The organism is Streptomyces sp. NPDC000410 (assembly GCF_040300305.1).
In the GTDB taxonomy this organism is placed as follows: Bacteria; Actinomycetota; Actinomycetes; order Streptomycetales; family Streptomycetaceae; genus Streptomyces.
The window spans coordinates 37,079-62,404 of sequence record NZ_JBEPDM010000022.1 but is presented as its reverse complement, the minus strand read 5'-3'; the positions used below and the strand labels follow the sequence as shown (position 1 = coordinate 62,404).

Sequence of the window (25,326 nt, the reverse complement as noted above, 5' to 3'; positions counted from 1 at the left end):
CGCCTGCGGGCAGGCGCTGTGGGCGCCCGCCTCCGGGACCGCCTTTCCTCGAGATCCTCCATTCCGTTTGGGCTTTCGGGCCGTCAGCGGGAAGACTGCTCCCCGTGACGTCCCGTAACCTGCGCGACTCCCGGCTCCGTCTTGTCCGCCCACGTCCCACCGTCACGGCCCGCCGCGCCGTGACGAACCGGCGCACCCGGCCCGCTCCGCGACCGCCCGAGGGCACGCCGCCGCCCGCGGAACTGGCTCGCCAGGCGCGCGCGGTCCTCGCCGACGCGGTCCGCGTCGCCCGCTGGGCCGCGGCGCAGCGGGCGACCGGCAGCGCCGATGAGCGCGAACGGGCCTCCGAGGACCTGAGCCTGACGCCGGACCAGCTGCGCGCGGGCTGGGACCGCGCACGGCTGGCCGGTCTGGTCGAACTGCACGGTGACACCCCCCGCCCTGGCTGGCGGCTGAACGCCTGGGACCGTGACGACACCGCCGTGCTGCGCGGCTGGGTCGCCCTCTTCGACGCCTGGTCCCTCGTCCACCCGGCCCCCGCCGATGTCGCCCCCGCGGCGGTCGCGGAGGTCGTCGAGGCCGTCCCCCAGGTGCTCTCCCTTCTCCAGCTCTCCGCCGGCCCCGTGCTCGTACCGGCCCTGCTCGACCTGCTCCAGCAGCGTGTCGTGGAACTGCGCGAGGAACGCTGCGAGGTGCCCTACGACACCCAGCCCGCCCCCGCCGCGCCCGACTCCACGGCCGACGCACCCACGGCCGACGCACCCACCTCGGACGCGCCCGCCGCCGATGTCCCCCTCTCCGCTCTTCTCGACTGGGCCCTGGAGGGGCTGGCCGCCGTCGGCGCGCTCACCCTCGGCGAGAGCCACGCGACACTCACCCCGCTCGGCAACTGGGCGGTCTGGGTCAAGCTGGAGCAGATCTGCGTCGCCGCCCAGAGCCCCGCCGGCCACATCGAGCAGTCCGCCGAGGAGATGCTGCGCGGCTGCGCCCGGCTGACCCCGGGCCCCGCCCGTGACGAGTACCGCGCCTGGCTCGCCGCCCGCACCGTCTCCAGCGCCGTCACCGAACTCCTCGCCGCCGCCCGCGGTGAGGACGCGCTGCTGCGCGGCCTCGCCTTCGAGGCGCTCCGTGTCGTCGGCGCGCCCGCCGAGGCCGGAGTCCGCGCCGCCGCCGAAGAGCCGTCCCTGCGGGCGTACGCACTGCTCTGGCTCGCCGAGTACGACGGGGCAGACCCCGAGGATGCCTCCGAGGTGCTCACCCGGGAGGAGGCGACCTGGCTCTGGGTCGACACCGCGGCGGCCGTCGCCGACCACGGCGAGAGCGCCCTGCTCGTCCGCCACCTCGACTCGGCCGTCCAGGGCACCGTGCCCGCCCTCCTGGACGAGGTCCGGGCCGTGGGCCACCCGCGCACCGTCCAGGTCCTGGTCGCGCTCGCGGCGGCGCACCCCGACCCCGCCCTGGCCAAGGCCGTCCGCCGGGCCGCCTTCCAGGTCCACACCGGAGGCGCCTGACACGCCCGGCGCACGTCCGGAGCGAGCCCGGCGCACGCCCGGCCCACGTCCGGAGCGAGCCCGGAGCAAGCCAGGCGGACTTCTGGACAAGCCCGGAGCGAGCCCGGCGGACTTCTGGACAAGCCCGGAGCGGGCTCGGAGCATCCGGCCGGTTCTCGGCGGCTACCGGACGGCCGGGAGCCGAGCAGCCCGGGAGCCGGAGCGAGCCGTGTGCCTAGGCGGTGTCCGCCGCCCCCGCCCGATACGTCCCGAAGCTCCAGACATTGCCCTCCAGGTCGCGCGCCACGTAGTCCCGGGAGCCGTAGTCCTGATCGGTGGGCGGCACCACGATCTCCGCCCCGTGCTCCACGGCCCTGCCGTGGTGCGCGTCCACGTCGTCGACGTGGACGAAGACGCCCACCGGGCCGCCGCCCTCCATCAGTTTGTCGAACTGACTGCCCGTGCCCTTGCTGCCCAGCATCACCATCCCGTTCCCGAACGACAGCTCGGCGTGCACGACCTTGCCGTCCTCCGCCTCGTAGACGGCGCTCTCGGTGAAGCCGAAGGCCTCGGTGAGCTGCTTGATGGCGGCCTTGGCGTCCGCGTACAGCAGTGTCGGACAGATGCTCAGTACCTCTGCCATCCCGGTCACTCCCCAGTCCTCGCTCGACGACAGAAATGTGATCTGGGTCTCAGTGTGGCAGGGGGTACTGACAATGCCCGGCAGTCCGCCAAAGCCCCGCCTCAAACACCGCCCGAAGCCTGTCCCGAGCCCCGCCCCGATGTCCCGCCCGAAGCCCGCCCCGAGCCCCGTCCCCGACCGGCGAAGTCCCCGCTCAGCGGAAGGTGTTGCACTGCGCCATGTCGCCCGTACGGAACCCGTTGTAGAACCACTGCTGCCGCTGCGCCGCCGAACCGTGCGTCCAGGACTCCGGGGTGACCCGGCCCTGGTACCTCTCCTGGATCCGGTCGTCGCCGACCGCCGCCGCCGCGTCCAGGCCGTCGCGGATGTCGGCGTCCGTCAGCCGTGTCAGCAGCGGCCGGCCCGTCTTCTCGTCCGGGGTCGTCGTCGCATGGTGTGCCCACACCCCGGCGTAGCAGTCCGCCTGCAGCTCCACGCGCACCGCGTTGCTGCCCGCGCCCGTCCGGCGGTCCTGCGCCCGGCCCAGCGTGCCCATCAGGTTCTGCACGTGGTGGCCGTACTCGTGTGCCACGACATACGCCTGGGCGAACGGCCCGCCGGTCGAGCCGAACTTGGTCCGCAGATCGTCGAAGAACCCGAGGTCCAGATAGACCTGGTGGTCGCCCGGACAGTAGAAGGGGCCGACCGCCGAGGTGGCGGTGCCGCAGGCCGTGCCGACCCGGCCCGTGAACATGACGGTCCGCGCGTCCGCGTAGCGCCCGCCGCGCCGCGCGTACTCCGCGCGCCAGAAGTCCTGGACGCTGTTGACGACCGCGACGATCCGGCAGTCCTCCCGGGTGTTCGCGTCCGCGCCCGTGCGGCAGGACTGGCTCACCTCCGCCGCCGACGAGGCGCCCACCGCCGGCTCGGGGCTCCCGTCGGAGAGGCCGAGCTGCTCGGGGCCCACCCCGAAGATGACGCCCAGGATCAGGGCGATGAATCCGATGATGCCGCCGCCGACCGTGGCCCTTCCGCCCGGGACACGGCTGCGCCGTACGTCCCGTACTTCCGAGGTGTCCAGGTCGGCGTCGTCGTCGAACTGCATGCCCCGAGTATCGATCAGTGCAGTACCTCTCGCCCCTTTTACCTCTCCCCGTATGGGGCTGTATGAGGCTGTACGAGGCCCCCGTGGCGCACCCGGAGCGTGGGGAGGACCACAGAAAATCGGTTGCACAGGCCCGGTAGACTGGGCCGTATGGCAATTCTCCTTGTGGATTAGACGGCGTCGAAGCAGCCGCACGCCCCGTCGTCCTTCCGCCGTCCGTCCCTTCTGGAGTCTTTCCGTGATCACCGCTTCCGGCATCGAGCTGCGCGCCGGCGCCCGCATTCTCATCGAGTCCGCCAACTTCCGCATCGCCAAGGGCGACCGCATCGGCCTCGTCGGCCGCAACGGGGCGGGCAAGACCACCCTCACCAAGTGCCTCGCCGGTGAAGGCATCCCCGCCGCCGGCCAGATCGCCCGCTCCGGCGAGGTCGGCTACCTCCCGCAGGACCCGCGCACCGGCGACCTCGACGTCCTCGCCCGCGACCGGATCCTCTCCGCCCGCGGCCTCGACGTACTGATCCGCAAGATGCGCGAGAACGAGCAGCGCATCGCCACGGGCGCCGGCGCCACCCGCGACAAGGCGATGAGGCAGTACGAGCGCCAGGAGACCGAGTTCCTGACGAAGGGCGGTTACGCCGCCGAGGCCGAGGCGTCCACGATCGCCGCCGCGCTCAACCTGCCCGACCGTGTCCTCGGTCAGCCCCTGCACACGCTCTCCGGTGGTCAGCGCCGCCGTGTCGAGCTCGCCCGGATCCTCTTCTCGGACGCCGACACGCTGCTCCTCGACGAGCCGACCAACCACCTGGACGCCGACTCCATCGTGTGGCTGCGCGACTACCTGAAGACGTACCGGGGCGGCTTCATCGTCATCTCCCATGATGTCGACCTCGTCGAGACCGTCGTCAACAAGGTCTTCTACCTCGATGCCAACCGCTCGGTCATCGATGTGTACAACATGGGCTGGAAGCTCTACCAGCAGCAGCGCGAGGCCGACGAGAAGCGCCGCAAGCGCGAGCGCCAGAACGCGGAGAAGAAGGCCGCCGCGCTCAACGCCCAGGCCGACAAGATGCGCGCCAAGGCCACCAAGACCGTGGCCGCGCAGAACATGGCACGCCGCGCCGAGCGGCTGCTGTCGGGCCTCGACGAGGTCCGGGTCTCCGACAAGGTCGCCAAGCTGCGCTTCCCCGAGCCCGCGCCCTGCGGCAGGACCCCGCTGACGGCCGAGGGGCTGTCCAAGTCGTACGGCTCCCTCGAGATCTTCACCGATGTGGACCTCGCCATCGACAAGGGCTCCCGCGTCGTCATCCTCGGCCTCAACGGCGCCGGCAAGACCACGCTGCTGCGGCTCCTCGGCGGCGTGGAGAAGCCCGACACCGGACAGGTCGTCGAGGGTCACGGCCTCAAGCTCGGGTACTACGCCCAGGAGCACGAGACGCTCGACCCGGACCGCACGGTCCTGGAGAACATGCGTTCGTCGGCGCCCGACCTCGATCTGGTCGAGATCCGCAAGACGCTGGGCTCCTTCCTGTTCTCCGGCGACGACGTCGACAAGCCGGCCGGGGTGCTCTCCGGCGGTGAGAAGACCCGGCTGGCCCTGGCCACGCTGGTGGTCTCGTCGGCGAACGTGCTGCTGCTCGACGAGCCGACGAACAACCTGGACCCGGCCAGCCGCGAGGAGATCCTCGGCGCGCTGCGTACCTACAAGGGCGCGGTCGTCCTGGTCACCCACGACGAGGGCGCGGTCGACGCGCTCCAGCCGGAGCGGATCATCCTGCTGCCGGACGGGGTCGAGGACCTGTGGGGCGCGGACTACAGGGATCTCGTCGCGCTCGCCTGACGGGTTCCGGTCCCGGAGGCCGCCGGTTCCGCCCGGCCCGGCTTCCGTTTCCGCCGGGCCCCGGTCCCGACGGCTTCCGTTTCCGGTTTCCGCCGGGTCCCGGTTCCGGTCCCCGGGCCGGATCGGACCCGGTTGATCCACCGCGTATCGATCATTCGGCTCATGGGTGATCCTTCATCTGAGTGAGTGGGTCTCGTACCTCGGCGTGGCGGTCCGCTGAAACGGTCCGCCACCGCCGGAACCGCCCCGTCCGGACGACTGCGCCTCTGACCAGGAATTTCACCCTGTGAGACGAGGAAACGTCACAGCGCCCACCACCGGAATCCTGGATTCCGATCATGTTGACGGGCCTGAGAGCGTCAAACGTTGTCGGACGGACCTTGTCGAATGGGTGGCCATGGAGCCCTGAAGGGGTGATCATGAGAAGTCCAGAGCGCACTTCCCATGAGGAGGCACGGGTGGCCGAGACTCTGAAGAAGGGCAGCCGGGTGACCGGCGCCGCGCGCGACAAGCTCGCGGCAGACCTGAAGAAGAAGTACGACTCCGGTGCGAGCATCCGGGCGTTGGCCGAAGAGACCGGCCGCTCCTACGGATTCGTCCACCGGATGCTCAGCGAGTCCGGAGTAATTCTCCGGGGTCGTGGCGGAGCGACGCGAGGCAAGAAGGCCGCCTCGGCCTGAGGCCCGAGACGGCGTCCGGGGCAGGCCGACCGGTTTCGGATTCGGTGTCGGCCACCCGGTCGAGCGCAAGGTCGACCGGGTGGTTACTGTGTAGTCACTTAATGGACGCTGCACTGACCGCACCGGAACCGGAGGCCCCTCATGACCTCGCTCGATTCGCTGGACTCTGTGCTCGACAAGGACGGCGTACGGCTCACCGTCGAAGACGCGGTGGCCACGGTGACTCTCACCAACCCGGCCAAGCGCAATGCCCAATCTCCCGCTCTCTGGCGGGCGTTGGCGGAGGCCGGGCGGTCGCTGCCGGGCAGTGTGCGGGTCGTCGTGCTGCGTGGCGAGGGCAAGTCCTTCTCCGCGGGGCTCGACCGGCAGGCGTTCACGCCCGAGGGCTTCGACGGCGAGCCGTCGTTCATCGACCTCGCGCGCGGCTCCGACGAGGAGCTCGACAAGGTCATCGCCGAGTACCAGGCCGCCTTCACCTGGTGGCGCCGTAACGACATCGTGTCGATCGCGGCGGTCCAGGGGCACGCGATCGGTGCCGGCTTCCAGCTCGCCCTCGCCTGCGATCTTCGGATCGTCGCGCAGGACGTGCAGTTCGCCATGCGCGAGACCAGCCTGGGTCTGGTCCCCGACCTCACGGGGACGCACCCGCTCGTCTCGCTCGTCGGCTACGCCCGCGCGCTGGAGATCTGCGCCACCGGCCGCTTCGTGGCCGCCGACGAGGCCGAGCGGATCGGTCTCGCCAACCTCGTCGTGCCCGGCGAGGAACTCGACGCGGCCGCTCGCGACTTGTCGGCGGCGCTGCTCGCTGCGCCGCGTGACGCGGTCATCGAGACCAAGGCGCTGCTGCGGGGCGCGGCGGGGCGTACGTACGAGGACCAGCGCACGGCCGAGCGCGCCGCTCAGGCACGCCGCCTGCGTGACCTCGCGGGCCTGGCGGACTAGCGCCTGAGCGTCCGTGTGAAGGCGCGCACCGGTCCGAGGGCGCGCGCCGTGCGGAAGATATCCGCCGTACGGACGAGGCGCGCCGCGCTGACGGCATCTGCCGTACCGACGAGGCACGCCGTACGGACGAGGCGCGCGGTCAGGGGCCGGTGGCCACGTCCGTGATCACGACCGTGACCGGGGTCGCGGACGGCAGCAGCGGAGTTACGGCCTCGCGGACGGACCGGGCGACCTCCAGCGGGCGGTGGCCCGGGGCCGTGGCGAGTTCGATGCGTGTGTGGGACTCCTCCATGTGTACCGGCGCGCCCAGCGTGCCCGTGAGGTGGGCGACGCCCGGCACTGCGGCCGCGGCCTCGCCCACGGGGCCCTGCGGGGGCGTGGGCCGTCCCCCGCTGGTGGCCGGTGGCGGTTCCGGGGCGGTGTCCAGGAGGGCCGTGACCCGCAGGTCGATCTCCGTGACCGCGAGTCCCAGAGTGTCCTCGCAGGCGACGAAGAGCGCGGTGCGGAGCCGCTGCGCGAGCACCTGAAGAGGCTCTTCCGCCGCCACGGCGAGGTCCGCTTCGATACGGAGCGGTCCCGGCGGAACAGCGACCGGCGGAGGAGTCGGGGTGGCGGGTGCGCGAGCCGTGTCCGGGGCGATCAGGGCGATCCGGAGCCGGCCCAGCTCGACGCCGTTCACCGCCCGCGCCGCCGCCGCGCGCAGCACCGTGTCCGCCGCCCGTTCGGCCAGCCACACCCCGGCCGCGGTATCGCCGAGGGGCAGCAGTCTGCCCAGCCCGAGCCGGGTCCGTACCGCTCCCGCCCATCCGTGCGCCGTCGTCATTGCTCCAGCCTGCCGCATCCCCGGCGCGAGAGCGGGCAAGCACACATAGTGTGGTCAGCGGGGTCCGGAATCCACTTACGCCCGGGAAAGGGGCGCATGGCGATGACCGACACCGATATCAACGTCAATGTCACGAAGGAAGGCCCGGCCAGGCGAGGCGGTGGCGGCGATCCGGGGACCCGGGGCCGCACCACCATCGCCGACGGCGTCGTCGAGAAGATCGCCGGGCTCGCCGCGCGGGACGTGGTCGGGGTGCACGCCATGGGCAGTGGCGTCTCCCGGACGTTCGGCGCGGTGCGCGACCGGGTCCCCGGCGGCGCCAGGGCCAGCGTCACCCGCGGGGTGAAGGCCGAGGTCGGTGAGGTGCAGACGGCCCTCGACCTCGAAATCGTCGTCGACTACGGAGTGTCGATCTCCGATGTGGCGCGGGCCGTCCGAGAGAACGTCGTGTCGGCGGTCGAGCGGATGACCGGCCTCGAGGTCGTCGAGGTCAACATCGCCGTCAGTGACGTGAAACTGCCGGAAGAGGAAGAAGAAGAGCTGGAACCGCGGATCCACTAGGCCCCGGCCGGCCTGATCGGCCGGACCGGACCTGGGGCAGGGCCCGTCAGGCGGGCGAGAGGAGCTCACGATGAGCATGGCGGTGGCCGGAATGCTGGCCGGTATGGCGCTCGGGTTCGCCGGGTATTTCGGCGGCTTCGCGGCCTTTCTGCTGGTGGCCGCGCTCGGCGCGGTCGGGTTCGTGGTGGGCCGGGTGCTCGACGGCGACCTCGAACCGGGCGACTTCTTCCGGGGCCGTGAGCACGGCGACCGGCGGAGGTGATGACCCCAGTGGCCGCTTTGCCGGTACCGATCCCGGCTGCCGAGCGCGGCGCGACCACGATCGCCGACCGGGTCGTCGCCAAGATCGCCACACGGGCGGCGCGCGAGGCGCTGGAACACGTACCGGAGGGCGGCGCGGAGCCGCACGCCGCGGTCACGGTCCATCACGGCCATGTCCGTGTCCGGGTCGGCCTCGAACTCGACTATCCCTGCGACATCGGCGCCCAGTGCGGTGCGGTGCGTCGCCGGGTCACCCAGCGAGTGGAGACGCTGGCGGGGATGGCGGTGTCCGAGGTGGCGGTCCAGGTGGAGCGGCTGCACTCCGTTCATACGCGTCGCGCGGCCCAGGGGAGGCTTCGATGACCGAGCCGTCCAACGGCACCCAGGGCACGAACAGCACCAAGGAAAAGGACCTGGACCAGTCCGCGTCCGCCGCCGCGTACCGGCCGCGCGCGGCGGCCAAGGGCGGCGCGCGCGCCCACCCCCGGCGGTTCTGGTCCCAGCGCCGGGTCCCGGCCGGGCTGCTGGCGGCGGCGGTGATCGCCGGGGCCGGGGTGTTCCTGTACGACATCGCGGCGGTACGGGCCGGCCGGCCCGGCATGCAGTGGCGCAAATCGCTCGCAGGCCGACTGGACCAGTGGCGGCTGGACGACATCTGGGTGCTGGTGGGCGCGGGCGTCGCGGTGGCGCTCGGCGTACTGCTGATCGTGCTCGCGGTGACGCCGGGGCTGCGGAGGCTGCTGCCGATGCGGCGCGATGACGCCGACGCCGACGCCGACGCGGACACGTACGGGGATGTACGGGCCGCACTCGACCGGGCCGCCGCGGAGCTCGTGCTGCGCGACCGGGCGATGGAGGTGTCCGGGGTGCAGTCCGCGAGGGTACGGATGCGGCGCCACCGCGTCGCGGTCAGTGCCGTGTCCCACTTCCGCGAGCTCGACGACGTACGGGCGGACTTGGACGCCGCCCTCGACTCGGGCATCCGTGAACTCGCTCTCGTCCGGCCGCCCGCGCTGACCGTGCGTGTCCGCAGGCCCGCGAAGAAGCCCTGAGAAGAGGTGGCGACCGGGATGCTGCACATCGTCAACCGCGTGCTGATCGGCCTGGCGGGCCTCGTGCTGCTGGGCGTCGGGGGAGCGGCCCTCGCCGCCGGGCTGGATCTCGACGTGCCGTCCTGGTGGCCGTGGAGAGGTCCCGGCGACGTCCTGGTCAGCGAGGCCGACCGGCGCAGGTGGCGGGCCGAGGACTGGTGGTGGCCCGTGGTGATCGCGGTGCTCGCGGTCGTGGTGCTCCTCGCCGTGTGGTGGCTCGTCGCGCAGCTGCGCCGCCCCCGGCTGGCGGAGGTGCTGGTGGAGAGCGGGGACGGCGAAGGCGCGCTGCTGCGGGGGCGCGCCCTGGAGTCGGTCCTCGCGGGTGAGGCGGAGGACCTGGAGGGTGTGGCTCGCGCGAAGGTGGTCCTGCGCGGCCGCCGCAACGCCCCCGCCGCGCGGGTCCGGCTCCTTCTGGAGCCGCACGCCTCACCGGGCGAGGCCCTGGACCACCTGGCGTCCGAGGCCCTGGCCCGAGCCCGTGACTCGGCGGGGCTGACGGCCCTGCCGGCGGAGGTGCGCCTGCGCGCGGAGAAGCACCGCGCCAAGCGTGTGCTGTGACGTCACGGAGCGGAGCGAGAAGCCCTGCCCCCCGTCGTGACGTCACGGAGCAGGGCCGGCAGCCCCGCCCTGCGTCGTGACCTCAGGAGGCAGGGCGAGAAGCCCCGCCCTCCAGGGACTCCAGAAGGCGCCGCAGGCTGTCCGCGAGTGTGCCGCGGTCCTCCGACGACAGGGCCGCGAGCAGGCGGTGCTCGGTGGCCAGATGGTCGGGGAGGGCCTGGTCGATGAGATCGCGCCCGCTGTCGGTCAGGGTCACGTCCACGACGCGGCGGTCCGACGGGCTCGGGGTGCGGGTGACCAGGCCGCGCTCCTCCAGCCGGTCGAGACGCTGCGTGATCGCTCCCGATGTGACCATGGCCGCGCGCGTCAGTTCGGCGGGCGTGAGCCGGTGGGGCGGGCCGCTGCGGCGCAGCGTCGCGAGGACGTCGAAGGACGCGGCGTCGAGTCCGTGCGCGGCGAACGTGCGACGCAGCTCGGCGTCGATCAGCTGCGAGAGCCGTTTCAGACGCCCGATCACGGCCATGGGTGACACGTCGAGGTCGGGGCGCTGATCGGCCCACTGCCGCAGTACGAGGTCCACGTGATCCGCCATGCCCGGCAGTCTAGCCAATTGCTTAGCACTAAGGTACTTTTCCTTCGTAAGGTCTCTTAGCGCTAAGCGATAGCGCTGGGCCATCGATGTGAGGGAGCAGTCATGCGCATCACCGTCTTCGGAGCGGCCGGAAACGTGGGCAGCCGTGTGGTCACGGAGGCCATCGCCCGGGGTCATGAGGTCACCGCCGTGACCCGGGACCCGGCGCGGTTCCCGGAACTCCACCCCCGCGCCCTCGCCCGGGCCGGGGACGCCGCGAACCCCGAGGACGTGGCCGGGCTGAGCGCCGGTCAGGACGTCGTGATCAGCGCGACCCGGCCCACGCCCGGCCATGAGGCCGATCTCCTCAGGGCCGCCGAGGGGCTGCTGGCCGGGCTCGCCCGCACCGGAACGAGACTGCTGCTCGTGGGCGGCGCGGGGAGCCTGACCCTTCCCGGTACGGACGGGCTCACCGTGCTCGACGACCCCGCGTTCCCGCCCGACTGGCGGCCGATCGCCCTCGCGTGCAACGACCAGCTCGCGGCCTGCCGCGCCGAGACCGTCGTGGACTGGGCGTACCTGAGCCCGGCCGCCGTGCTGGAGCCCGGGGAGCGTACCGGCCGCTACCGCATAGGCGGGGACGAGCTGCTGACGGACGCCGACGGCAACTCGGCGATCTCCATGGAGGACCTCGCGGTGGCCCTGCTCGACGAGGCCGAGCGGCCGAAGCACCACCGCACCCGTTTCACGGCCGCGTACTGACCCCGGGGGCGGGCCTCGAAGGGACCCTCGGGCGGGCCCCGGAACCGACGCCCCGGCGGGCCTCGGAACCACCCCGCCGGGGCGGGCCCCGGAATCGCCCCCGGAGCAGGCCTTGGAACCGACTTTCGGGCGCGCCCCGGAACCAACTCCCGGCGGGCCCCGGAACCGACCCCGGGCGGGCCCTGGAACCCCCCGCCGGTGCCTCGGAACCGGACCCTCCGGGCGCGGCCTTCATAAGCCCTCAGAACCCGTGCCGTGAGCCCCCGTCCACCGGAAGCATCACGCCCGTGAGGTACGAGGCCGCCGGTGACAGCAGGAACGCCGCCGTGCGGCCGAACTCCTCCGGGGTGCCGTACCGCCGCAGCGGGATGAGGGACTCGTTGGCCGCCCTGGCCGAGTCCGCGTCGCCCGACAGCGCGTCGAGCTCGCGGACCCGGTCCGTGTCGATCCGGGCCGGGAGCAGGCCCACGACGCGGATGCCGCGCGGGCCCAGCTCGTCGGCGAGGGACTTGGCGAAACCGGCGAGGCCGGGGCGCAGGCCGTTGGAGATGGTCAGGCCGGGGATCGGTTCATGGACGGATCCGGACAGGACGAAGCCGATGACCCCGCCCTCGCCGAGCGCCGCAGCCGCGCCGCGCGCGAGCCGGACCGCGCCCAGGAAGACCGCGTCGAACGCCGACCGCCACTGCTCGTCCGTGTTGTCGGCGACGAAACCCGGCGCCGGTCCGCCGACGCTGATCAGGACGCCGTCCAGGCGGCCGAAGTGCTCGTGCGCCGCCGCGATCAGACGCTCGGCGGCCGCGGGGTCGGCGTTGTCGGCCGCGATGCCCACCGCGTCCGGCCCCAGTTCGGCGGCGGCGGCCGTGACGGCCTTCTCCTCCCGCCCGGTGATGATCACCTTCGCTCCGTCGGCGGACAGTGCCCGCGCCGACGCGTTCCCCAGTCCTCGCGTCGCTCCGGTGACGACGTACACACGGTCCTTCAGCCCAAGATCCATAGCCCTATCCTGCCGCCTCGTGCGCGGCGAGAGCGAGAGCGGACCCCACCAGGCCGATATGGCTGAACGCCTGCGGGTAGTTCCCCAGCTGCCGCCCCGAGGCCGGGTCGTACTCCTCCGCCAGCAGCCCGACGTCGTTGCGCAGCGCGAGCAGCCGTTCGAAGAGCTCCTTCGCCTCGGCCACCCGGCCGGTCATCCGCAGGGCGTCGACCATCCAGAACGAACAGACCAGGAACGTTCCTTCACTGCCCGGCAGCCCGTCCACCGCGCTGCCGCCCCGCACGCTGTAGCGGCGGATCAGCCCGTCGTGGCCGAGTGCGGCCCGTACCGCGTCGACCGTCCCGATCACCCGGGGATCGTCCGGCGGCAGGAAGCCGACCCGCGGAATGAGTAGCGTCGCCGCGTCCAGTTCCCGCGATCCGTACGACTGGGTGAAGGTGTTCCGCTCCGGGTCGAAGCCCTTCTCGCACACCTCCCGGTGCACCTCGTCCCGCATCGCCCGCCACCGCCCCGCGTCGCCGCGCAGCCCCGCGTCGGCCTCCAGGGCCTTCACGGCACGGTCGGCCGCGACCCACACCATCACCTTGGAGTAGACGAAGTGGCGCCGGTCCCCGCGCACCTCCCACAGGCCCTCGTCCGGCTCGCGCCACTTCGACTCCAGGAAGTTCAGCAGGGTGAGCTGGATGTTCCAGGCGTGCGGCCGGCCCGCGAGCCCCGCCCGGTGGGCCAGGTGCAGCGAATCCATGACCTCGCCGTACACGTCGAGCTGGAGCTGGTCGACGGCCTCGTTGCCGACCCGCACCGGCGCCGAGCGCTCGTAGCCGCTCAGCCACGGCAGCTCCAGTTCGGGCAGCCGCCGCTCCCCGGCGACCCCGTACATGATCTGCAGATCCGCAGGGTCGCCCGCCACCGCCCGCAGCAGCCAGTCGCGCCACGCCGCCGCCTCGCTGAGGTAGCCCGTCGCGAGCAGCGCGTCGAGGGTGAGCGTGGAGTCGCGCAGCCAGCAGAAGCGGTAGTCCCAGTTGCGTACGCCGCCGGGGTCCTCGGGCAGGGACGTGGTGGGCGCGGCGACGATCCCGCCCGTCGGGAGGTACGTCAGTGCCTTGAGGGTGATCAGCGAGCGCAGTACGGCGTCGCGGTACGGCCCCTCGTAACGGCACTGTCCCGTCCACCGCGCCCAGTCCTCCAGGGTCTGCTCCAGTGCCTCGAAGGGCTCGATGAGCCTCGGCCGGGCCTCGTGCGAGGGATGCCAGGTGAGGACGAACGCCACCCGCTCGCCCGCGCCGATCGTGAACGACGAGCGGGTGCTGAGCTCCTGGCCCCAGGTCTTGACCGGCACGGACTGCGGATGCTCGATGCGCAGCCAAACGGAGTCGGGCCCGGCGACCGCCACCCGGTGGCCGTGGGAGCGGCGCACCCACGGCACGATCGAGCCGTAGTCGAAGCGGAGCCGGAGCGTGGCGTACATGTCGACGGTGCCGCTGACGCCCTCCACGATCCGCACGACCTCGGGGACCTTCTCGCGCTGCGGCATGAAGTCGATGACCTTGACCATGCCGGTCCTGGTCTCCCACACGGTTTCGAGGACGAGAGTGCCGGGCACGTAGCCGCGGCTGGTGCACTTCCCGGCGTCCTTCGGCGCGAGCCGCCAGTGGCCGTTGTCCTCGTCGCCGAGGAGCGCGGCGAAGCAGGCCCCCGAGTCGAAGCGCGGCAGGCAGAGCCAGTCGATCGAGCCGTCCATGCCGACCAGGGCCGCGGTCTGCAGATCGCCGATGAGCGCGTAGTCCTCGATACGTTGCGTCACGCTCTGGCGTGTTCCCGCAGTGCCGCTTCCCTAAGCAGTGCCGCTTCCCTGAGCAGCGGCGGTGGCGGGCTCGGCCGTCCCGGTCTGCGCCGCCGCCTCGCGGTCCCGCTTCTCACGGCGTACGAGAACCACCCAGCCGACGGGCACACCGGCCGCGAACAGCCACCACTGAACGGCGTACGCCATGTGTGCGCCGATGGAGTCGTGGTCGGGCGCGGGGATCAGCTCGGGCGTACCGCCCTGCGGCTCCGGCGCGGTCTGCTCCAGATAGCCGCCGAGAACCGGCCGGCCGATCCTCTTGGCCTGCTGCTCGCTGTTGATGAGCATGATCTGACGGGGCGGCAGACCGGCCAGGTCCCTGATGCCGCTGGCGCCGGTCGTCTGGTCCGCCATCAGCCGGCCGGTGACGGTCACCTCGCCCTTGGGGGCGGGCGGCACTTCGGGGAACGCCGCCTGATCGGCCGCCGCGGGCACCCAGCCGCGGTTGACCAGGACGACGCGGCCGTCCGTGAGGACGAGCGGGGTCAGCACGTGGAAGCCGATCCGGTCGTCGCTGTTGGTCCGGCGGCGTACGACGACCTCGTGCGCGGTGTCGTACGTCCCGGTCGCGGTGGCCCGACGCCAGTAGTCGGCGCGCGGAACGGTGTGACCGGGGGAGCTGAGCTCGGTGACCGGGACGGGCCGGGCGGTGAGGTTGTCCGAGATCAGCGCGTTCTGCGCGACCCGGTGCTGGTGCCGGTGCAGCTGCCAGAAGCCCAGCTCGACCATGACGGGGATGAGGACGAGGCTGATGAGGGTGAGGATCACCCACTGCCGGGACAACAGGAAGCGGTACACCCCACGACCGTACAACTCGGCCATGGGGTGCATTCAGGCGGGTGGGGGAGGCCCCGGTGTCCGATGTCCGACCGAAGTCCGACCGAAGTCCGACCGATGTCCGGGGCCAGGGCCGGGGCCCGGGGTCTCACACCTTGTCGACGATGCCCGCCCTCCCCTCCGCGCGGGCGCAGTGTCCGCCGCAGTACCAGTGGCCCTCGACCTCGACGCCCTGGCCGATGATCTGGACCCGGCAGTGTTCACAGATGGGTGCCATCCGGTGGATGGCGCAGGAGAAGCAGTCGAAGACGTGCACCGCGCCCTGCGCGTGCACCTCGAAGGACATGCCGTAATCGTTTCCGCAGACCTCGCAACGTGCCATGCGCCGCATGCTCCGGAGCGCGGGGGCGCGGAGCAAGATCCCGGCTGGCGGGTCGGCGAGGCTGCACCCGACCGGCGCAGTGCCGTCCGCGAGGACCTCCCGCGCGGGTCAGTCCTCCGCCGGAGCCACGTCCCTCAGCAATTGGGTGAAGGCCGCCTCGTCGATGACCGGTGTCCCGAACGACTTCGCCTTGACCGTCTTCGAGGTCGCCGAGTCCGGGTCGTTCGTCACGAGCAGGCTCGTCAGCCGGGACACGCTCGTCGCGACATGCAGCCCCGCCTCGATCGCGCGGTCCTCCAGCAGCTCGCGCTCGATCGAGGTGTCCCCCGAAAAGGCCACCCGCATGCCCTGTTTGAGCGGTTTGTCCGACTCGTAGCGCCCGGGGTTGGGATACGGACACGGCGGCCGCTTCCGTGACGGGCGCCACCCGGCGGCCGACGGGTACGGCTGGTAGGACGACCTCGACGCCTGGTACCCGATGCGGGGGGCGGCCGGGGCCGACGACCACTCGGTCAGCGGCCGGCACTCCAGCAGCGGCAGCCGCACGCCGCGCTCCGCGGCCGCGTGCAGGCTCGGCCGGAACGCCTCGGCCAGCACGCGCGCGTCGTCCAGCGCGTTGTGCGCGCGCTGCTGGACGACGCCGAAGTGCGCGGCGAGGGACTCCAGCTTGTGGTTGGGCAGGGGGAGGGCGAGCTCCTTGGAGAGCGCGATCGTGCACAGCCGCTGCCGCACGGGCGGGACGCGCTCCGCCCGTGCGTACTCCCTGGCGATCATGGACCAGTCGAAGATCGCGTTGTGTGCGACGAGCACCCGGCCCTCCAGCCGGCCCGCGAACTCGTGGGCGATGTCCGCGAAGAGCGGCGCGCCCTCCAGCACGTCGCTCGTGAGTCCGTGGATCCACACCGGGCCCGGATCCCGCTCCGGATTCACCAGCGTGTACCAGTGGTCCTCGACATTTCCCTGCGAGTCCAGCCGGTAGACGGCAGCCGACACTATCCGGTCGTCCCGGGCGAGTCCGGTGGTCTCCACGTCGACGACCGCGTACCCCTGTGGGTACGCGGTCGGCCACGCTGCTGCGGTCATGCGGTCGTCGAGCATGGTCACAGAGAATACGGGGCGTCACTGACAACGCCGTCCGCGCCGCCCGCCCGCCGGCTCCGCCGGACCCGCTCGCCCCGTCAATTCCCGGGGGACAGCAGCGACTCCACCAGTGCCCGTACGGAGCGGGTGAACAGCCGCTCGGGGTCCGCCGGCCGCGCCAGTGCCCGGGCCAGGTCCGGGTCGTGTTCCGCGGTCTCGGTGCCCCACAGCTCGTCCTCGCCCGGCGACTGCACCGGCGCGCGCTCCCGGTTCCGTTCGACGAGGACGAAGCCGACGATCTGGAACTGGACCGCCCGCACGGCCTCGGCGGCGCGCGCCCCCCGCAGCCCCGCGGCGTGCACCTCGTGGACGAGCGCCCGCTGGGCGGGCAGGAACATCCGCTCGGTCAGGCCCCGCTCGTGGACCATCGCGATCAGATGCGGCCGGGCCCGCAGTTCCCGTCGCAGCCGCCGGGCGACGGACTCGATGCGGGCCGCCGGGGTGTGCCCGTACGGGCGGATCGCGCCCATCTCCTGGACGGTCCGTTCGACCAGCGCGTCCAGCAGCGACTCGCGATTGCCGACATGCCAGTAGATCGACGTCACCGCCGTGCCGAGTTCGGTGGCGAGCTTGCGCATCGTGAGGGCGTCCGGGCCGTGCTGCCGGACGAGGCCCGCGGCGGCGTCCAGTACCTCGTCACGGGTCAGGGCGGTACGTGACATGGAGCCCCCAATTCTGGTGCGTGCACGGCTCTTTACCCTTCATCGCAGCCGGTGTAACTGTGTTACAGAACCCCCGACGATGACGCGACGAAGGGTGGTACGACATGGCACGCGTACGGTACGGCGCGCGCACCGAGGCCGAGATCGCCGCGGCCCGCGCGGCCGGCGCCGAACTCCCCGACATCTGGTCCACGGGCGTGGTCGCCCTGTGGGAGACCGACCCGGACGCGGTCGCGGCCGTGCTGCCGCCGCCGCTCAAACCCACCGACCGCCCCCTCGTGCGGGCGAACATCAGCAAGGTCGACCTCCCCGGCTACCCGCTCGGCGCCGGCTCGGTCGCGGTCGCCGCCGCCCACGGGGACCAGCGGGGCTGGTATCCGCTGGTCATGCCGATGACCCACGAGCGGGCCCTGATCGGCGGCCGCGAGGTCTTCGGCGAGCCCAAGAAGCTGGGCGAGGTCACGGTGGAACGCGACGGCCTGGTCGTACGGGCCGCACTCGCCCGGCACGGCATCGCCTTCGTCGAGGTGCGCGGCGCGGTGTCCGAGACGCTGCCGCTGCCCGAGCCGACCGAGAAGACCGACTTCTACTTCAAGTTCCTCCCGTCGGTCGACGGAGCCGGTTCGGGCTTCGACGCCGACCCGGTCCTCGTCCACTGCGTCCGGGGCGAGAAGGTCCGCAAGCTGGAGCGGATCACCGGCGACGTGGTGCTGCGCGAGTCGATGTACGACCCGGTCGCCGACCTGCCCGTCCACCGGCTGGTGGAGCTCACCATCGGCGAGAAGACCACCGACCAGAAGGGGCGCGTGGTGGAGCGGGTCAGCGCACAGGCGCTCCTGCCCTACATCCACCAGCGCTACGACGATCCGCAGCAGATCCTCGACGGCCCGCCGGAGGGAAGCGTCCGATGAGGCCGGAGCCGGGACAGGTCGCCGTCGTCACCGGCGCGGCGAGCGGCATCGGACGCGCGATGGCCCGCCGCTTCGCCGCCGAGGGGCTCAAGGTCGTCCTCGCCGATGTGGAGGAGGCCGCCCTGGCCAAGGCCGCGGACGAGCTCGTCGCGGACGGCGCCGAAGTGCTCGCGCGGGTGGTGGACGTCGCGGACCGGGACTCCGTACGGACCCTCGCGGACGCCGCGTACGAGACCTTCGGGGCCGTCCACGTGCTGTGCAACAACGCGGGTGTCGGCTCGGGCGCCGAGGGCCGGATGTGGGAACACGAGCCGAACGACTGGAAGTGGGCCTTCGCGGTGAACGTGTGGGGCGTCTTCCACGGCATCCAGGCCTTCGTCCCGCGCATGATCGCGGGCGGCGAGCCCGGCCATGTCGTCAACACGTCGTCCGGGGACGGCGGCATCGCCCCGCTGCCCACCGCGTCCGTGTACGCCGTCACCAAGTCCGCCGTCGTCACCATCACCGAGTCGCTGTACGCGCACCTGAAGGCGGAGGGCGCGCGGGTGGGGGCGTCCGTCCTCTTCCCGGGCCCGCACATGCTCCGCACGGGCCTGTGGGAGTCGCACCGCAACCGGCCCGAGCGGTACGCCAAGCAGCGGCCGCGCAGGACCCCGTACCGGAGCCTCGACCAGTACGAGGCCGCGATGAAGGCGGCCGGCCACGACGTGCTGTTCACGCCCGTGGAGGAGGTGGCGGACTTCGTGGTCGAGGGCATCAGGGACGACCGCTTCTGGCTGATCCCGGAGAGCGAGCACAGCGACCGCCAGATCCGGGCGCGTTCGCAGTCGATGCTCGACCGCGCCAACCCGTCGTATCTCGAAAGCTTCATCCTTGAATGAGGCCTTGAATGAGGGACGTGTCATGACGGACCCGAACGACCCCTACCTGATCATCTCCTCCGACTGCCACGCCGGGCTGCCCACCGAGGAGTACCGGCCCTACCTCGACCGCCGTTTCCACCGGGAGTTCGAGGACTTCCTCGCCGGCCGGGACCGCCGCCGTGAGGAGATGACCCGCCTCGGCGTACGCAACGAGGCCTTCGCGGACAAGTGGTTCAGCGACAACGAGGAAGGCCTGCGGGGCGGCTGGGACACCGGCCAGCGGCTCAAGGAGCTCGACGGCGACGGGGTGGCGGCGGAGGTCGTCTTCCCCGACGCGGACGCCGTCGACAGCCGGACCGCCGCACCCTTCGGCGTCGGCCTCGGACTCTCCGGCGACCAGGACCCGGAGCTCGGCATGGCGGGCGCGCAGGCGCACAACCGCTGGCTGGCCGAGTTCGTCTCCGAGAACCCCGCCCGGCACTGCGGCGTCGCCCTGCTCCCCGTCACCGGCGAGGTGGACCGCGTCGTCGCCGAGATCCACCGGGCCAAGGAGTCCGGGCTCGGCGCGCTGATGATCCCCTCCATGTGGGTGGACAAGGCCCCCTACCACGACCGGCGTTACGACCCGGTCTGGTCGGCCGCCGCCGAGACGGGCATGCCGCTGGTCACCCACTCCGGCGCGGCGCCGCGCCAGGAGTACGGCGACCACCTCGGCATCTACGTCTCCGAGGTGACCTGGTGGCCCGCCCGGCCGCTGTGGTTCCTGCTCTGGTCGGGCGTCTTCGAGCGCCACCCCGGACTGAAGTTCGGTGTCGCCGAATCGGGCTGCTGGTGGCTGCCGAACCTCCTGTGGTTCATGGACCGGCTCTACCTCGGCGCGCACGGCGGGAAGAAGCTCTCGCCCTTCGCGGAGCTCAAGCGGCCGCCGAGCGAGTATCTGGACCGGCAGGTCTTCATCTGCGCCACCAACACCAAGCGGCGTGAACTCGCCCAGCGGTACGAGATCGGCGTCGACAACATCCTCTGGGGCTCCGACTTCCCCCACCCCGAAGGCACCTGGCCGAACACCCGCGCCTGGCTGAAGAACACGTTCCACGACATCCCGGTCGCCGAGACCCGCCGCATCCTGGGCCTCGCGGCAGCCGAGGTCTTCGGCTTCGACGTGGCGCGGCTCCAGCCGATCGCCCGCCGTATCGGCCCCACCCCGGCAGACCTCGGCCAGCCGGACGACCAGGCGGCCGTCGAGGCGTCCTGGGCGAGGTCGCGCGAGGTGGGCCGCCACTGGCTCACGGACCACGACTTCCCGTCCCTGGGGGTCATGTCATGACTGACCGCTATACGGTCATCTCCGCCGACTGCCACGCGGGAGCGGACCTCCTCGACTACAAGTCGTACCTGGAGAAGCGCCACCACGACGACTTCGACGCGTGGGCGGCGACGTACGTCAATCCGTACGAGGACCTGCTCGCCGACACCGCCGACCGCAACTGGAACTCCGACCGTCGGGTCGCCGAGCTGGAGGCCGACGGCATCGTCGCCGAGGTCGTCTTCCCCAACACCATCCCGCCCTTCTTCCCCTCCGCGTCCCTGATGGCGCCCGCGCCCACGCGCCAGGAGTACGAACAGCGCTGGGCGGGCCTGCGCGCCCACAACCGCTGGCTCGCCGACTTCTGCTCGCTCGCGCCGGGCCGGCGGGCGGGTGTCGCGCAGATCCTGCTGAACGACGTGGACGAGGCGGTCGCGGAGGTCCGCCGCGGCAGGGAAGCCGGGCTCACGGGCGGGATCCTGCTGCCGGGCACGCCGCCTGGGTCGGGCCTCCCTGAGCTGTACTCGGCGACGTACGACCCGCTCTGGGCGGTCTGCGAGGAGCTGGACGTACCCGTCAACCACCACGGTGGCTCGGCGTCCCCGCCGCTGGGCGACGAACCGGCCGCTCGGGCGGTGTTCATGGTGGAGACGACCTGGTTCTCGCACCGGGCGCTGTGGCACCTGATCTTCGGCGGCGCGTTCCGCCGCCACCCCGGTCTGAAGCTGGTGCTCACCGAGCAGGGCTCGGGCTGGATCCCGGCGGTCGTCGAGATGCTGGACTACTACCACGGCCGGCTGGTCGCGGCGGCCACCCGGGCGTCCACGGCCGAGTCCAAGTTCGGCGCGGGGCTCGCCGCCTCCATGGGCAAGGGGCCCAGCGAGGTCTGGCGCGACAACTGCTTCGTCGGCGCGAGCTTCATGCGCCCCCACGAGGTGCCGCTGCGCGACCGGATCGGCCTCGACAAGATCATGTGGGGCAGCGACTACCCGCACGACGAGGGCACGGCCCCCTACTCCCGCGAAGGCCTCCGCATCGCCTACGCGGGCCTGCCGCGCGAGGAGGTCGCCGCCATGGCCGGCGGCAACGCGGCCCGGGTGTACGGCTTCGACCTCGGCCTGCTCGACGGCCTCGCCGCCGTCCACGGCCCGACCGTGGCGGAGATCGCCGAACCGCTGAAGGAGGTGCCGCCCGACGCCACCAGCCCCGCGTTCGCCCCGGGCGGGTCGGTACGCGTGTGGTGACCCCGCGGTGAGACCCTCCCCGCGTGACCGAACCGACTGACGACGCATCCCACGACGGATCCCAAAACGCGTCCGAAAACGCATCCCACGACGAACCCCACGACCCCCACGGTGAGTCCCTCGGCACCCGCCTCAACTGGCTGCGCGCCGCGGTGCTCGGCGCCAACGACGGCATCGTCTCCACGGCCGGCCTCGTCGTCGGCGTCGCGGGCGCGACCGACGACCGTGGCGCGCTGCTCACGGCCGGCCTCGCCGGACTGCTCGCCGGCTCCATGTCCATGGCCGCCGGCGAGTACGTCTCGGTCTCCACCCAGCGCGACTCGGAGAAGGCGGCGCTCGCGGCCGAGAAACGCGAACTGCGCGAGCAGCCGGACGCCGAACTCGACGAACTGACCGACCTGCTGGCCGACCGGGGCCTCGCCCGCGACACCGCCCGCGAGGCCGCGATCCAGCTCACCGAACGCGACGCCCTGCGGGCCCACGCGCGCGTGGAGCTCGGCATCGACCCCGACCAGCTCGCCAATCCCTGGCACGCGGCGGGCGCGAGCTTCCTCGCGTTCACGGTGGGCGCGCTGCTGCCGCTCCTGGCGATCGTCCTGCCCCCGTCGGCGGACCGGCTGTGGGTGACCGTTCTGTCGGTTCTGGCCGCCCTGACCTTCACGGGCTGGTGGAGCGCCCGGCTCGGGGACGCCCCCGCGGGGCGCGCTATGGCGCGGAACGTGGGCGGGGGAGCGCTGGCGATGGGGGTGACGTACGCCGCCGGGTCGCTGCTGGGGGCAGCGGGGGTGTAGCGAGGGTCCCGGACTTGGCGGAAGTTGCCAAAACTCGCTGACAAGTTGTCTCGCATACTTGTCGGTAACACCATCTAGCCGAGCCCGCACACCCGCCTCTACGGTGCTCGCATGCCGCCCAACCTGCCCGATGTCGTGCTGTGGTCGATACCCGCCTTCGTCCTGCTCACCGTCCTGGAGATGGTCAGCTACCGGCTCCATCCCGACGAGGACGCCACCGGCTACACGGCCAAGGACGCCGCCACCAGCGTCACCATGGGGCTCGGCAGTCTCGCCTTCGACCTGCTGTGGAAGATCCCGATCGTCGCGATCTACACAGCGGTCTACGAGCTCACGCCCGCCCGGATCCCCGTCCTGTGGTGGACGATCCCGCTCATGCTGCTCGCGCAGGACTTCTTCTACTACTGGTCCCACCGCGGCCATCACGTCATCCGCATCCTGTGGGCCTGCCACGTGGTGCACCACTCCAGCCGCAAGTTCAACCTCACGACCGCGCTGCGCCAGCCGTGGACCTCGCTCACCGTCTGGCCGTTCTACCTGCCGCTGATCGCCTGCGGCGTCCACCCGGCCGCGCTCGCGTTCTGTTCCTCGGCGAACCTCGTCTACCAGTTCTGGGTGCACACCGAGCGGATCGACAAGCTGCCGAGGCCCTTCGAGTACGTGCTCAACACGCCCTCCCACCACCGGGTGCACCACGCCTCCCAAGGCGGCTACCTGGACCGGAACTTCGGCGGCATCCTGATCATCTGGGACCGGCTGTTCCGGTCGTTCGTGGCCGAGACCGAGCGGCCCGTGTTCGGGCTCACCAAGAACATCGAGACGTACAACCCGCTGCGCGTGGCCACCCACGAGTACGCCGCGATCGCCCGCGACGTACGGGCCGCGAGCAGCTGGCGCGAGCGGGCCGGACGGGTGTTCCGGGGGCCGGGATGGCAGCCCGCCGCCGAACCGTCCCCGTCCCCGTCCCCGTCTCCGTCCCCGGAGCCTCGGCCGGAGCGCGTCGCGTGAGCAAGGAACGCCTCGCCCGGGTGCTGCTGGTCGCCTTCGGGGTGGCGCTGGCCGCCGACCTCGGGGCACTGGCCGCCGGCTGGGACACCGGGCACCGCATCGCCAAGCCCCTGCTCATGCCGCTGCTCGCGGGGTACGCGGCGACCAGAGGCGCACCCCGGACGCTGATCGCCGCGCTGCTCTTCGGCTGGGGCGGGGACGTGTTCCTGCTGTTCGACGCGGAGTGGGCGTTCCTCGTCGGCATGGGGTCGTTCGCCGCCGGGCACGTCTGTTACCTCGTGCTCTTCGGCCGGGGGCGTACGAGCCCGGCGCTCGGGGTGGCGTACGCCGCCGCCCTCGTCGGCGTCGTCGCGCTCCTGTGGGGCGACCTGCCCGCCGATCTGCGCATCCCCGTCGCCGGGTACTCGCTGCTGCTCACCGCCATGGCGTACCGGTCGAGCGCGCTCGGGCGCACGGCGGGTATCGGCGGGGCGCTGTTCCTGGTCTCGGACACGCTCATCGCGACGGGGGTCGCCGCGTGGCCACAGCTGCCCGCGCCCGACTTCTGGATCATGCTCACGTACGGGGCGGCGCAGTACTTGCTGACAACGGGCTCACTGAGTCCGGCGTACGGTGAGAACGTCGAGATCCGTACCGCCGTCTGAAAAGCAAGGACCCGCACGTCATACGCGCCACCACCATCCACGCCCCGCACGACATCCGTGTGGAGGAGGTGCCCGACCCGACGATCCAGCAGCCCACGGACGTCGTCGTGCGCGTCCTGCTGGCCTGCATCTGCGGCAGCGACCTGTGGGCGTACCGCGGCGAGTCGGCGCGCAATCCGGGGCAGAGGATCGGCCACGAGTTCCTGGGCGTCGTCGAGGAGACCGGCGCCGACGTGGCGGGCTTCGCGCCGGGGGACCTCGTCGTGGCCCCGTTCGTCTGGTCCGACGGCACGTGCGAGTACTGCGCCGAAGGCCTGCAGACGTCCTGCCCGCAGGGCGGGATCTGGGGCATGCCCGGCCACGACGGACGGCCAGGGCGAGGCCGCGCGCGTGCCCCTCGCCGACGGGACGCTGGTCAAGCTCCCGTCCGACGCGGCGTCGGACGACCGGCTGCTCACCGCCCTCCTCGCCCTCTCCGACGTCCTCGGCACCGGCCACCACGCCGCCGTCGGCGCGGGCGTCACCAAGGGCAGCACCGTCGCGGTCGTCGGGGACGGCGCGGTGGGGCTCTGCGGGGTGTTCGCGGCCAAGCGGCTCGGCGCCGAACAGATCATCGCGCTCGGCCGCCACCAGGCGCGCACCGACCTCGCCCGCACCTTCGGCGCCACGGACGTCGTCGCGGCGCGCGGCGACGAGGCCGTCGTGGCCGTACGCGAGCTGACCGGCGGCCAGGGCGCGCACGCCGTCATCGAGGCGGTCGGCACCGAGCAGTCGATGCGCACGGCTGTCGGGATCACCCGCGACGGCGGGGCGATCGGTTACGTCGGCGTGCCGCACGGCTGGGGGTCCCCCCAGGCCGAAGGCCGAGGGGGAGGCACCGGACTGAACCTGAGCGTCATGTTCGACCGCAACATCGCGCTGCGCGGCGGGGTCGCACCCGTGCGGGCCTACATCCCCGAACTGCTCCCGGACATCCTGGAATCCCGCGTGGACCCCTCGCCGGTCTTCGACGTCACCGTCGCCCTGGACGGCGTCCCGGGCGGCTACCGCGCGATGGACGAACGGACTGCCCTGAAAGTCCTGGTCAAGCCGTAGAGGGCGCCGGTGGGCCCCTGTCAGAGGTGCGGTGGGATGTCGTCAGGGACGGGCCTGGGTCGGTAAATCTTGGTGCACAGCTCTTCGCACGACTTGAGGCCTTTATCGGCTTTGTCGAAGCAGGGGCCGAGTGGCCCTCGTTGGTCAATGCACGCCGTAGATTTCTTGGTCCATATTCTCACGCAGGTGGCCTTGCATTCCTTTATGCCCTGCGGAACTCTCTCCCGTGTGGAAAGTGCGCCGAATTGGCTTGGGTCACCGAAGCCGGCGGCGCCCATGGGGCTGCAGGTCCAAGCGACCTGATGCGAGCCTTCCGGGGAGGTAGAGGGCTGTGACGATGCCGTCAAAGCGGCGGTCGCA

The 25,326-nt window shown here is 72.0% G+C and carries 27 protein-coding genes and 1 pseudogene; 18 read left to right on the top strand and 10 right to left on the bottom strand.

Annotated elements, in window-relative coordinates:
• Positions 1-104 precede the first annotated feature (104 nt).
• Positions 105-1,511: a hypothetical protein gene (locus ABT342_RS22140; protein ID WP_351576406.1), complete on the top strand. Its 1,407-nt coding sequence runs from the start codon at positions 105-107 to the stop codon at positions 1,509-1,511.
• 214 nt (positions 1,512-1,725) lie between these two features.
• On the opposite strand, the gene ABT342_RS22135 is transcribed toward ABT342_RS22140, so the two are convergent.
• Positions 1,726-2,133 carry a VOC family protein gene (locus ABT342_RS22135; protein WP_351576404.1) on the bottom strand — a complete coding sequence of 136 codons (408 nt, stop codon included), beginning with the start codon at positions 2,131-2,133 and terminating at the stop codon, positions 1,726-1,728.
• Between the two features lie 193 nt (positions 2,134-2,326).
• On the bottom strand, positions 2,327-3,217 hold the full coding sequence (gene ypfJ, locus ABT342_RS22130; RefSeq protein WP_351576401.1) for a KPN_02809 family neutral zinc metallopeptidase: 891 nt from the start codon (positions 3,215-3,217) through the stop codon (positions 2,327-2,329).
• 238 nt (positions 3,218-3,455) lie between these two features.
• Between ypfJ and ABT342_RS22125 the strand changes: the two genes are divergently transcribed.
• From ABT342_RS22125 to ABT342_RS22115, 3 genes are all read left to right on the top strand, one after another.
• Positions 3,456-5,054 (top strand): ABC-F family ATP-binding cassette domain-containing protein, encoded by a 1,599-nt coding sequence (locus ABT342_RS22125; protein ID WP_351576399.1) that lies wholly within the window; start codon positions 3,456-3,458, stop codon positions 5,052-5,054.
• A gap of 458 nt (positions 5,055-5,512) precedes the next feature.
• Positions 5,513-5,734 carry a helix-turn-helix domain-containing protein gene (locus ABT342_RS22120; RefSeq protein WP_030163146.1) on the top strand — a complete coding sequence of 74 codons (222 nt, stop codon included), beginning with the start codon at positions 5,513-5,515 and terminating at the stop codon, positions 5,732-5,734.
• Positions 5,735-5,875: 141 nt separating this feature from the next.
• Positions 5,876-6,676: an enoyl-CoA hydratase/isomerase family protein gene (locus ABT342_RS22115; protein WP_351576396.1), complete on the top strand. Its 801-nt coding sequence runs from the start codon at positions 5,876-5,878 to the stop codon at positions 6,674-6,676.
• 139 nt (positions 6,677-6,815) lie between these two features.
• Here ABT342_RS22115 and ABT342_RS22110 read toward each other — a convergent pair whose 3' ends face one another.
• On the bottom strand, positions 6,816-7,499 hold the full coding sequence (locus ABT342_RS22110) for a hypothetical protein (protein WP_351576393.1): 684 nt from the start codon (positions 7,497-7,499) through the stop codon (positions 6,816-6,818).
• A 102-nt stretch (positions 7,500-7,601) separates the two neighbouring features.
• On the opposite strand from ABT342_RS22110, the gene ABT342_RS22105 reads away from it, so the two are divergent.
• The 5 genes from ABT342_RS22105 (at position 7,602) to amaP (ending at position 9,970) form a co-directional block, all read left to right on the top strand.
• The gene (locus ABT342_RS22105; protein WP_351576390.1) at positions 7,602-8,060 is read left to right on the top strand and encodes an Asp23/Gls24 family envelope stress response protein; all 459 of its coding nucleotides are present in this window, start codon (positions 7,602-7,604) and stop codon (positions 8,058-8,060) included.
• Between the two features lie 70 nt (positions 8,061-8,130).
• Complete coding sequence (locus ABT342_RS22100) at positions 8,131-8,322, top strand: hypothetical protein (RefSeq protein WP_351576387.1); 192 nt, start codon at positions 8,131-8,133, stop codon at positions 8,320-8,322.
• Positions 8,322-8,684, top strand: coding sequence for an Asp23/Gls24 family envelope stress response protein (locus ABT342_RS22095; protein ID WP_351576384.1), 363 nt, complete (start codon positions 8,322-8,324; stop codon positions 8,682-8,684). The genes ABT342_RS22100 and ABT342_RS22095 overlap by 1 nt, the downstream gene beginning before the upstream one ends.
• Positions 8,681-9,373, top strand: a complete 693-nt coding sequence (locus ABT342_RS22090; RefSeq protein WP_351576381.1) for a DUF6286 domain-containing protein — start codon at positions 8,681-8,683, stop codon at positions 9,371-9,373. The genes ABT342_RS22095 and ABT342_RS22090 overlap by 4 nt, the downstream gene beginning before the upstream one ends.
• An 18-nt stretch (positions 9,374-9,391) precedes the next feature.
• On the top strand, positions 9,392-9,970 hold the full coding sequence (amaP, locus tag ABT342_RS22085) for an alkaline shock response membrane anchor protein AmaP (protein ID WP_351576378.1): 579 nt from the start codon (positions 9,392-9,394) through the stop codon (positions 9,968-9,970).
• Positions 9,971-10,052: 82 nt separating this feature from the next.
• Here amaP and ABT342_RS22080 read toward each other — a convergent pair whose 3' ends face one another.
• A complete protein-coding gene (locus tag ABT342_RS22080) occupies positions 10,053-10,562 on the bottom strand; it encodes a MarR family winged helix-turn-helix transcriptional regulator (RefSeq protein ID WP_351576375.1) in 510 nt (169 codons plus the stop codon).
• Between the two features lie 102 nt (positions 10,563-10,664).
• On the opposite strand from ABT342_RS22080, the gene ABT342_RS22075 reads away from it, so the two are divergent.
• On the top strand, positions 10,665-11,303 hold the full coding sequence (locus ABT342_RS22075) for an NAD(P)-dependent oxidoreductase (RefSeq protein WP_351576372.1): 639 nt from the start codon (positions 10,665-10,667) through the stop codon (positions 11,301-11,303).
• Positions 11,304-11,544: 241 nt separating this feature from the next.
• Here the strand turns inward: ABT342_RS22075 and ABT342_RS22070 are convergent, their stop codons facing one another.
• From ABT342_RS22070 to ABT342_RS22045, 6 genes are all read right to left on the bottom strand, one after another.
• Entirely contained in the window at positions 11,545-12,300 is a 756-nt protein-coding gene (locus ABT342_RS22070; RefSeq protein WP_351576369.1) for an SDR family oxidoreductase, read from the bottom strand.
• A gap of 4 nt (positions 12,301-12,304) precedes the next feature.
• Positions 12,305-14,104, bottom strand: a complete 1,800-nt coding sequence (locus ABT342_RS22065) for a glycoside hydrolase family 15 protein (protein WP_351576366.1) — start codon at positions 14,102-14,104, stop codon at positions 12,305-12,307.
• 30 nt (positions 14,105-14,134) lie between these two features.
• On the bottom strand, positions 14,135-14,941 hold the full coding sequence (locus ABT342_RS22060; protein WP_351576533.1) for an SURF1 family cytochrome oxidase biogenesis protein: 807 nt from the start codon (positions 14,939-14,941) through the stop codon (positions 14,135-14,137).
• Between the two features lie 127 nt (positions 14,942-15,068).
• The gene (locus ABT342_RS22055; RefSeq protein ID WP_124002417.1) at positions 15,069-15,302 is read right to left on the bottom strand and encodes a metallothionein; all 234 of its coding nucleotides are present in this window, start codon (positions 15,300-15,302) and stop codon (positions 15,069-15,071) included.
• A gap of 108 nt (positions 15,303-15,410) precedes the next feature.
• Complete coding sequence (locus ABT342_RS22050) at positions 15,411-16,406, bottom strand: DEDDh family exonuclease (protein ID WP_351576361.1); 996 nt, start codon at positions 16,404-16,406, stop codon at positions 15,411-15,413.
• Positions 16,407-16,480: 74 nt separating this feature from the next.
• Positions 16,481-17,104, bottom strand: a complete 624-nt coding sequence (locus tag ABT342_RS22045; RefSeq protein ID WP_351576357.1) for a TetR/AcrR family transcriptional regulator — start codon at positions 17,102-17,104, stop codon at positions 16,481-16,483.
• 104 nt (positions 17,105-17,208) lie between these two features.
• Here ABT342_RS22045 and ABT342_RS22040 point away from each other — a divergent pair, with 104 nt between their 5' ends.
• From ABT342_RS22040 to ABT342_RS22005, 8 genes and pseudogenes are all read left to right on the top strand, one after another.
• Complete coding sequence (locus ABT342_RS22040) at positions 17,209-18,015, top strand: acetoacetate decarboxylase family protein (RefSeq protein ID WP_351576354.1); 807 nt, start codon at positions 17,209-17,211, stop codon at positions 18,013-18,015.
• Positions 18,012-18,896: an SDR family NAD(P)-dependent oxidoreductase gene (locus ABT342_RS22035; RefSeq protein ID WP_351576351.1), complete on the top strand. Its 885-nt coding sequence runs from the start codon at positions 18,012-18,014 to the stop codon at positions 18,894-18,896. Before ABT342_RS22040 ends, ABT342_RS22035 begins: the two co-directional genes overlap by 4 nt.
• 22 nt (positions 18,897-18,918) lie before the next feature.
• Positions 18,919-20,205, top strand: a complete 1,287-nt coding sequence (locus tag ABT342_RS22030) for an amidohydrolase family protein (protein ID WP_351576348.1) — start codon at positions 18,919-18,921, stop codon at positions 20,203-20,205.
• Positions 20,202-21,428 (top strand): amidohydrolase family protein, encoded by a 1,227-nt coding sequence (locus tag ABT342_RS22025; RefSeq protein WP_351576345.1) that lies wholly within the window; start codon positions 20,202-20,204, stop codon positions 21,426-21,428. Before ABT342_RS22030 ends, ABT342_RS22025 begins: the two co-directional genes overlap by 4 nt.
• A gap of 140 nt (positions 21,429-21,568) precedes the next feature.
• Positions 21,569-22,219 carry a VIT1/CCC1 transporter family protein gene (locus tag ABT342_RS22020; protein ID WP_351576530.1) on the top strand — a complete coding sequence of 217 codons (651 nt, stop codon included), beginning with the start codon at positions 21,569-21,571 and terminating at the stop codon, positions 22,217-22,219.
• 111 nt (positions 22,220-22,330) lie between these two features.
• Entirely contained in the window at positions 22,331-23,227 is an 897-nt protein-coding gene (locus tag ABT342_RS22015; protein ID WP_351576342.1) for a sterol desaturase family protein, read from the top strand.
• On the top strand, positions 23,149-23,871 hold the full coding sequence (locus ABT342_RS22010; RefSeq protein WP_502965588.1) for a lysoplasmalogenase: 723 nt from the start codon (positions 23,149-23,151) through the stop codon (positions 23,869-23,871). The genes ABT342_RS22015 and ABT342_RS22010 overlap by 79 nt, the downstream gene beginning before the upstream one ends.
• Positions 23,872-23,891: 20 nt before the next feature.
• Positions 23,892-24,966: pseudogene (locus ABT342_RS22005) on the top strand (zinc-dependent alcohol dehydrogenase family protein).
• Positions 24,967-25,326 lie beyond the last annotated feature (360 nt).

Bases quoted from the DNA above. Each gene is read 5' to 3' on its own strand.
- ABT342_RS22070 (WP_351576369.1), bottom strand. From the start codon at position 12,300: ATGGATCTTGGGCTGAAGGACCGTGTGTACGTCGTCACCGGAGCGACG.
- ABT342_RS22080 (WP_351576375.1), bottom strand. From the start codon at position 10,562: ATGGCGGATCACGTGGACCTCGTACTGCGGCAGTGGGCCGATCAGCGC.
- ABT342_RS22055 (WP_124002417.1), bottom strand. From the start codon at position 15,302: ATGGCACGTTGCGAGGTCTGCGGAAACGATTACGGCATGTCCTTCGAG.
- ABT342_RS22100 (WP_351576387.1), top strand. From the start codon at position 8,131: ATGAGCATGGCGGTGGCCGGAATGCTGGCCGGTATGGCGCTCGGGTTC.
- ABT342_RS22035 (WP_351576351.1), top strand. From the start codon at position 18,012: ATGAGGCCGGAGCCGGGACAGGTCGCCGTCGTCACCGGCGCGGCGAGC.
- ABT342_RS22135 (WP_351576404.1), bottom strand. From the start codon at position 2,133: ATGGCAGAGGTACTGAGCATCTGTCCGACACTGCTGTACGCGGACGCC.
- ABT342_RS22025 (WP_351576345.1), top strand. From the start codon at position 20,202: ATGACTGACCGCTATACGGTCATCTCCGCCGACTGCCACGCGGGAGCG.
- ABT342_RS22010 (WP_502965588.1), top strand. From the start codon at position 23,149: ATGGCAGCCCGCCGCCGAACCGTCCCCGTCCCCGTCCCCGTCTCCGTC.
- ABT342_RS22090 (WP_351576381.1), top strand. From the start codon at position 8,681: ATGACCGAGCCGTCCAACGGCACCCAGGGCACGAACAGCACCAAGGAA.
- ABT342_RS22105 (WP_351576390.1), top strand. From the start codon at position 7,602: ATGACCGACACCGATATCAACGTCAATGTCACGAAGGAAGGCCCGGCC.
- ypfJ (WP_351576401.1), bottom strand. From the start codon at position 3,217: ATGCAGTTCGACGACGACGCCGACCTGGACACCTCGGAAGTACGGGAC.
- ABT342_RS22110 (WP_351576393.1), bottom strand. From the start codon at position 7,499: ATGACGACGGCGCACGGATGGGCGGGAGCGGTACGGACCCGGCTCGGG.
- ABT342_RS22040 (WP_351576354.1), top strand. From the start codon at position 17,209: ATGGCACGCGTACGGTACGGCGCGCGCACCGAGGCCGAGATCGCCGCG.
- ABT342_RS22115 (WP_351576396.1), top strand. From the start codon at position 5,876: ATGACCTCGCTCGATTCGCTGGACTCTGTGCTCGACAAGGACGGCGTA.
- amaP (WP_351576378.1), top strand. From the start codon at position 9,392: ATGCTGCACATCGTCAACCGCGTGCTGATCGGCCTGGCGGGCCTCGTG.
- ABT342_RS22095 (WP_351576384.1), top strand. From the start codon at position 8,322: ATGACCCCAGTGGCCGCTTTGCCGGTACCGATCCCGGCTGCCGAGCGC.
- ABT342_RS22075 (WP_351576372.1), top strand. From the start codon at position 10,665: ATGCGCATCACCGTCTTCGGAGCGGCCGGAAACGTGGGCAGCCGTGTG.
- ABT342_RS22030 (WP_351576348.1), top strand. From the start codon at position 18,919: ATGACGGACCCGAACGACCCCTACCTGATCATCTCCTCCGACTGCCAC.
- ABT342_RS22045 (WP_351576357.1), bottom strand. From the start codon at position 17,104: ATGTCACGTACCGCCCTGACCCGTGACGAGGTACTGGACGCCGCCGCG.
- ABT342_RS22015 (WP_351576342.1), top strand. From the start codon at position 22,331: ATGCCGCCCAACCTGCCCGATGTCGTGCTGTGGTCGATACCCGCCTTC.